Below are 7,478 nucleotides of genomic sequence, written 5' to 3'. Positions count from 1 at the left end.
GATTGAAAGCCATAAATTCCTCGAAAGCTGTGTCCAACTTTCGGGGTTCACTTCAGCAGTGGGGGTAACGGAAAACCCTCGAGAGACTGGCCGCAAAGCGAGCAGTAAAGGCCGAAGGCCGTAATTTTGTGAGCCTAAAGCCCCATGCGTTAAGCTGGGGCTGTGGCGAGAGTGAGGCGAAATTAACAGATCTTTTCTGCTATAGAGCCGAACGGTCTTGATGGCGTGCGGAGCAGGCTCGAGTAGGGGCTGAAGTTAGGGGGACTCATCCCCCTTTGTAATAATGCCGTAATCTTGCCATAAGGGCGGCTTTTTTCTAAATTTGGCCGCACTATGACAAAGGCTAAATTCATCAAGTTCATCATCGCGTCGGTGCTCGCCATCGCCGCTCTCTTCTTGCCCTACGAATCCCTCGGATTCGATGCCGCAAGCCCCATGGGAATCCTGAACCCGCTCGAAATCCGCGTCATTGGCGTTTTCGTGATGGCGGCCCTCTTCTGGATCCTCCAACCGTTCCCGATCTGGTCGACCTCGATGCTCGTCATTGTGCTCATGATCGTGACGATGTCCGACTCCGCCCTGTCGCCTTTCCGCGTGGACGGTGTGACCATGATCAGCCATAAGTCCATTATGGCGACCTTTGCAAACCCGATCATCATGCTCTTCTTGGGCGGCTTCTTCCTCGCTGCTGCAGCCACCAAGTACAAGATGGACTTGAACCTTGCCCGCGTGCTCCTGAAGCCTTTCGGAAAGAACCCGAAGTTCGTGCTCCTCGGCCTCATGCTCATCACCGCCGTGTTCTCCATGTTCATGAGCAACACCGCTACCGCTGCCATGATGCTTGCTATTCTCGCTCCGGTGCTCAAGCTCTTCGACGAAGATGACCGCGGTAAAGCTGCCTTTGCCCTCGCTATTCCGCTGGGCGCAAACATCGGTGGTATGGGTACCCCGATCGGAACGCCTCCTAACGCTATCGCCCTCGGCGCCCTGAACGACGCTATCGCCCGTGGCGACCTGGTTGCAAACCCGGTGAGCTTCGGTCAGTGGATGGCCTTCGGTATTCCGTACGTGATTATTTTGATGGTGATTGCATGGGTCCTGCTCCTCAAGATCTACCCGATCAAGATGAAGGAAATGGTCCTGAAGATTGAAGGTGCCGGCAAGTTCGATACCAGCCCGAAAGCAATTATCGTGTACATTACCTTTGTCGTGTGCGTTGTCTTGTGGGTGACCGGTAAGGGTGTCCACGGCATTAACGATAACGCAATTGCTATGATCCCGATGGCTGTGTTTGCCCTCACCGGCGTGATTACCAAGAAAGACCTGAACGCAATGAGCTGGGACGTGCTCTGGCTCGTGGCCGGTGGTTTCGCTCTCGGTGTTGGCCTGAATGCTACTGGCCTTGCCGCTCACTTGATCAAGACGATTCCGTTTGCAAGCTGGTCTCCGCTCGCCCTCATGATCGGTTGCGGTATCATCTGCCTCTTCATGGCAAACTTCATGAGCCACACCTCTACGGCAACGCTCCTCGTTCCGATTCTTTGCGCCGTGGGTATTGCCTGCCAGGACAACCTCGTTGGCCTCGGTGGTGTGACAGCACTCCTCGTTTCTGTTGCCTTTGCAAGCTCTCTCGGCATGAGCCTCCCGATTTCGACGCCGCCTAACGCACTCGCCCACGCTACGGGTTACACCGACACTAACGGTATGGCGAAGACCGGTATCGTGATGGGTCTCGGTGGCCTCGTGATCTCTTGGGTGATGATGATCCTCCTTGCCAAGATGAACTTCTTCGGTACCCCGGTTCCCAAGGCCGCTGAAGCCGCTCCCGCTGCTCCTGCCGCCGTTGAAAAGGTCGTTGCCCCGGCTGCTGAAACCGCTGCTCCGGCTGTTGCCGATAGCGCTGCCGCCGTCGCCGCAGACTCTACCGTTGCCGTCGCTGTCGATAGCGCCGCCGCTGCAAAGGTTGAAGTTGCCGCTCCTGCTGAAGAGAAGGCTGCTGCTCCGGTTGACTCCGCCGCTGCAAAGTAGTGGAAAAGGTCGCAGAGCTTGCCGAAGCGCCTATCGCAAAATAAGACTGCTCGGCTCTATAGTAGCTCTGAAAGATCGCTATAGTAGCAAATAACTTTGAAGAAATCCCCTCGGCTTTAAGCCGAGGGGATTCTTTGTTGTAGAATTTGTTCTCTTGATTCTCTGGTAACTAGTACCTAAAACTTTGAAGCTTCAGGCGGTAAACCGTTGCGGAAATCCTTAGACTTTCAAAGCCCGAAGGCTGCGGAACAGCCTAGTTGCTCTTGACAGCTTTCACCGTGGCGTTCTTCGTTTTTACGAGGTACATGCCTTGGCGCAGATTCAGGCGGAGCGTGCCGTCATCATTCATCGCCTGGTTCTTAAGTCCGTTCCAGACGAGGTTTCCGTTCAGGTCGAATACCTTGGCGGTGGCGTTCTGGTCGTCGATGAGGTTCGATGCGACGGGGGTACGGATGCTGCTTGGGGTATCTGAAAAGAACACGACGGTCGTGATGGATTTTGCCGGGAGAGAAATCGTTTCCTGGGGCGCAATTTCCTTGCTCTTGTCACCGTTTTCGACAGACTGTACAGCGTGAATGGCGGTGTAGCTGTCGACAGGAATGCTCAGTTCCGTTGCGGCGGACTTGTTGATGGCAACCACGGTAATGGAGTCACCGTTTGCGCTTTGGAATGCGACCGTGTGCAGATCACTGTTGTCGCTCGTGGCGCCGATCACTTTCCAGCCTGGGTTCACGAACTTGGAATAGTGACGCATGGCGTGGTATTCGGGGAAAATCTTGATTTCCTTTCCTTCGCACACGTATCTGCCATCTCCGGTAAGGTCCCAGCCTGCACCGGGGCACACGCCGATCATTTGTGCATGATAACCGTAGAAAAGTTGCCAGGCGACGTAACCACCTAATTTTCCGTCGGTGAAGCCAATCTGCATGATATGGGCGAGTCCAAGCATATCCTCTTCGCGAGGCTCGTCAAGCATCGGGCAGAATTCCGTCATGATAATGGGCTTTGTGCCGTATGTATCGGCAATCGATTTCATGGGGGCGCGGAAATTTTCCGGATTCAGGTAGTTGGTGCCGGAGTTGTCGCCGCTCATTGCGTGGTACAGGTGGTAGGCGTAACCGTCCAGCTTGTTGGCGTCGAGTTCCTTGGCGTATTTGTCAAAGTTGCCGTATCCGATTCCGAGAGGTTCGGGGCCCAGGATTTTTGCTTTTCCCTTGACGGCGTCATAGACGGCGTTCAGGGCTTCCTTGTAGCCAGCAATCTCGTTTGTCTCGGTGGGTTCGAATAATGTTTCTTCGTAATTCGCTTCCATGTCCGGTTCGTTCTGGAGGCTGATGTAGTCCGGAACGATGCCCTGTGCGGCGTAGGCTTCAAGGCTTCTTTTCCACCAGTTGGCAAAGTCGGTGTAGGCGTAGGCGCCGTAGGCGTCCCCGCTTGCCTTATTCAGGGTCTTGTCCGATTTGGAATGTCCGTCGTAGCCGTTGAGACTACCGCTCGGCTTTAGGTTGCCGGGAGCGCTCCAGCTGGACATCTCGATTTTCAGGTGGCTGCCGAGGCGTTTTTGGGCTGCCTTTACGATGTTGATGTCGTCGGTCAGGTCCTTGCTTTCGTCCTGGAGCCAGTTTGCGATACGGAGGATCGAAAGGTTCAGTCCCGTGAAGGCGGTGTCGAATAGCACTTCCTGGTCTGCGGCGGGAAGGTTGGCAATCCAGTTCTGGTAATAGACGGATGCGCCGCCGAAGCCGATGATTTCTTGCTTGGTGTCGGCGGGGTTGATTGTAATGGTGGCTGCCTGCGTTGTTGAAACGCCTGCAAGCATAGAGAGTGCGGCGAGAGTCGCCGTCTTGAAAAGTCGATTCATAGACATATCCTTTTGGGGGTGAAAATAAATTTTTTTGGCCGGATTGTGTCGAAAAGTATGCAAAATGTAGGGATTCCGGGGCGAATGTGGCGCGACGAATATATATTTAAACCATGAAGGAAGAAGAGAAAAAATCGGGTGTCGTGGAAGAGCGGCCTGCTTTACAAATGGTGCGGGCGACCAAGGGGACCGACAGTGTTCCTCTGCATCTTGTGACGGTGAATCACAAGGAGCCTTCGACGTTTAGCCTGGCGGAACCCGGTTCATGGCCGGTGTGGGTCCAGTTTCTGCTTTATCCGAAAACGCTGAACGGAACGGCCTTTTTCATTGTCCGGGCCTTTCTTTTGGTGATGATGATTTTTTACACCGTTCAGTTGATGCTGCACGGTTACGATGCCTGGGTGGCGCAGTTCCTGCATTGCCTGAACTTGCCGGTGCATGAGTCGGGGCATATTATTTTCGGATTCTTGGGGAACCGCGTGCTGACGTCTTTGGGCGGGTCGCTTTTCCAGATTATCATGCCGCTTGTCTTCTGCTTTGCGCTATGGATTAAGCCGCGCGACATTCTGGGTGCCTCCATTGCGCTCTGGTGGGCTTTTGAGAACTTTATCGACGTGGCGGTTTATATTGACGATGCCCTGCACATGAAACTGACGCTGATTAGCGGGGGAACGGGGGCGGAAGCGCCTTACGGGTTCCACGACTGGAACTTTATCCTGTCGGAAACGGGACTTTTGCTCAAGTACGATACGATTGCCGACGCGGTTTACATGGCGGGTTACATAGGAATGTGGCTTTGTGTACTTTGGGGTGCCTGGAGCTTGTTCTACTACTGGTTTTTCCAGCGTGAACGTTAGATGTAATATTTAAGAAATCTTTACAAAATCCCTTGCTTTTACTATATTCGCGCGCGAAAAAAAACTTATGGCAGAAAAATCAAATTGCCATTGCGAGGCTTAACATTTTTTCGCATGTCTAGGTCGTCATTGCGAGGCGAAGCCGAAGCAATCTCTAGGAGATTTCTGCAAGGAGAAAAAATGAGCAAGGACCTGAAGGAAAAAGCCCTCGAATATCACTCCATGGGTAAGCCCGGCAAGATCGAAATCGTGCCGACCAAGCCGCATAGCACGCAGACCGACTTGGGTCTCGCCTACACTCCGGGTGTAGCCGTTCCCTGCCTCGAAATCGAAAAGGACAACAACCTCGCTTACGAATACACCGGCAAGGGAAACCTGGTCGCGGTGATTTCTAACGGTACGGCCGTGCTCGGCCTCGGTGACATTGGCGCCATCGCCGGTAAGCCGGTGATGGAAGGCAAGGCCTTGCTCTTCAAGATTTACGCCGGTATCGATGTGTTCGACATCGAAATCAACGAAAAAGATCCGAAGAAGTTCATCGAAATCGTGAAGGGTATCGCCCCGACATTCGGCGGTATCAACCTCGAAGACATCAAGGCTCCTGAATGCTTCGAAATCGAAGACACCCTGAAGGCTGAACTCGACATCCCCGTGATGCACGACGACCAGCACGGTACGGCCATCATTTCTTCCGCGGGTCTTTTGAACGCTATCGAAGTTGCGGGCAAGAGCATTCGCAACGTGAAGATGGTGGTGAACGGTGCGGGTGCAGCCGCTTGCGCTTGCACGCGCCTCTACTTGTCTCTCGGTCTCAAGAAAGAGAACCTGGTGATGTGCGACAGTAAGGGCGTCATCCGCAAGGACCGCAAGGGCCTTACCGAAGCGAAGGCTTTCTTTGCGACCGACCGCACCGATATCGAAACGCTTGAAGATGCCATGAAGGGCGCAGATGTGTTCGTCGGCCTCTCCAAGGCTAATGTCCTGACTCGCGAAATGGTCCGCAGCATGGCCGACCAGCCGATTGTTTTCGCTCTCGCCAACCCGAACCCTGAAATCAGCTACGAAGAAGCCATGGCAAGCCGTGGCGACCTGATTTTTGCGACGGGCCGCAGCGACTATCCGAACCAGGTGAACAACGTGATCGGTTTCCCCTACATTTTCCGTGGAGCTCTCGACGTTCGCGCCACCTGCATCAACGAACACATGAAGCACGCCGCCGTGCGCGCCATTGCAGCCCTTGCCCACAAGCCGGTTCCGGATGTGGTGAACATTGCTTACAACTCTCAGCGCTTTACCTTCGGTAAGGAATACTTGATTCCGAAGCCGCTGGATCCGCGCCTGTTGACCGATGTGTCGATCGCTGTGGCTAAGGCCGCTATCGAAAGTGGCGTGGCCCGCAAGCCGATTACCGATTGGGATGCTTACTATGACCGCCTGCGCGACATGATGGGCTACGATAACAAGCTTATCCGTCAGTTTAGCGATACGGCTCGCAGCAACCCGAAGCGCGTGGTGTTTGCCGAAAGCAACCTCAACATGCTCAAGGCTGCAGTGCAGGCCAAGACGGAAGGCGTTGCTCATCCGATTCTGCTCGGTAACCCCGAACGTATTCAGATTATTGCCCAGCGCGAACAGCTCGACCTTACGGGCATCAAGATTGTGAACCCGCGTTCTCCGGAAGAATTCGAACGCCGCCGCAAGTATGCTGAAATCTACGCCGAAGAAAACGGCCGTAACGGTGTGACACTCGACGAAGCCCGCGACGACATGTTCGAACCGAACCACTTCGGTATGATGATGGTGAAGGTCGGCGATGCAGACGCTCTCATTTCTGGTGGTTACTCCAAGTACAGCGAAACGATTGAACTTGCCAAGGAAATCATCGGTATCCGCGAAGAATACAAGCACTTCGGCGCTATGCACATTTTGAGCACTCGCAAGGGTACGTTCTTCCTGGCCGATACGCTGGTGAACCGCGACCCCGATGCCGAAACGCTTGTGGATATCGTGAAGCTCACTCACGACGCCGTGCGCTTCTTTGCCCACGAACCGGTGATGGCTATGCTCAGCTACGCAAACTTCGGTTCTGACAAGGGTGCTCCGCGTGGAACGTCCAACACTGCCCGCGAAGCGGTGAAGATGATTCACGAACAGTATCCGGACTACGTGATCGACGGTGAAATGCAGGTGAACGTGGCGCTCGACAAGGACCTGCGCGACACCAAGTACCCCTTCAACAAGATCAAGGGCCAGACGGTCAACACGCTCATCTTCCCGTGCCTCTCTTCTGCAAATACCACTTGCAAGATGCTCCTCGAAATGGGCGTGGGCGAATCTATTGGTCCTGTGCAGATGGGCTTGAACAAGCCGGTACACTTCACCGACTCCGACGCCTCTGTGCATGATATCTTCAACCTGACGGTTGCCGCCGTGATCGACGCCATCGTTCAGGAAAAGAAGGACGAAGAAAAGAACCGCAAGAAGTTCGACAAGATGTGGTAATGGACTTGTGTCGGGCCTTGTGCGGGACAACCCCAGGGCTTAGTACAAGTTTGTTTTATGACAGAAAAACAGAAGATGGGGCTTTACCCCATCTTTTTAGTTTGCCGTAAATTTGAAGCATTTGGTGAAAATGTTGTATTAGGAAATTTCTCACAGCCTGTGGTGAATCCACTACCGAAAAAGTTGTGGAAGTGGCTGCCAACGGCACCGAAATGATGACGGTGCGTATT

4 protein-coding genes are annotated in these 7,478 nt (G+C 53.9%); 3 read left to right on the top strand and 1 reads right to left on the bottom strand.

The genetic code is table 11. The annotated features are described in order from the left end of the window. Nucleotides 1–333: 333 nt before the first annotated feature. Entirely contained in the window at nucleotides 334–2,028 is a 1,695-nt protein-coding gene (locus Q0W37_RS01290; protein WP_297698005.1) for an SLC13 family permease, read from the top strand. 253 nt (nucleotides 2,029–2,281) lie between these two features. Here the strand turns inward: Q0W37_RS01290 and Q0W37_RS01285 are convergent, their stop codons facing one another. Next, a complete protein-coding gene (locus tag Q0W37_RS01285) occupies nucleotides 2,282–3,889 on the bottom strand; it encodes a glycoside hydrolase family 30 beta sandwich domain-containing protein (protein WP_297698003.1) in 1,608 nt (535 codons plus the stop codon). A 113-nt stretch (nucleotides 3,890–4,002) separates the two neighbouring features. On the opposite strand from Q0W37_RS01285, the gene Q0W37_RS01280 reads away from it, so the two are divergent. Beyond that, the gene (locus tag Q0W37_RS01280) at nucleotides 4,003–4,746 is read left to right on the top strand and encodes a hypothetical protein (protein ID WP_297698001.1); all 744 of its coding nucleotides are present in this window, start codon (nucleotides 4,003–4,005) and stop codon (nucleotides 4,744–4,746) included. A gap of 180 nt (nucleotides 4,747–4,926) precedes the next feature. Beyond that, on the top strand, nucleotides 4,927–7,248 hold the full coding sequence (locus tag Q0W37_RS01275; protein WP_297697999.1) for an NADP-dependent malic enzyme: 2,322 nt from the start codon (nucleotides 4,927–4,929) through the stop codon (nucleotides 7,246–7,248). Nucleotides 7,249–7,478: the final 230 nt, after the last annotated feature.

Origin of the sequence: uncultured Fibrobacter sp. (genome assembly GCF_947166265.1) — a bacterium.
GTDB lineage: Bacteria > Fibrobacterota > Fibrobacteria > Fibrobacterales > Fibrobacteraceae > Fibrobacter.
The sequence above is the reverse complement of the archived record's forward strand: the minus strand, read 5'-3'. Positions and strand labels throughout refer to the sequence as shown.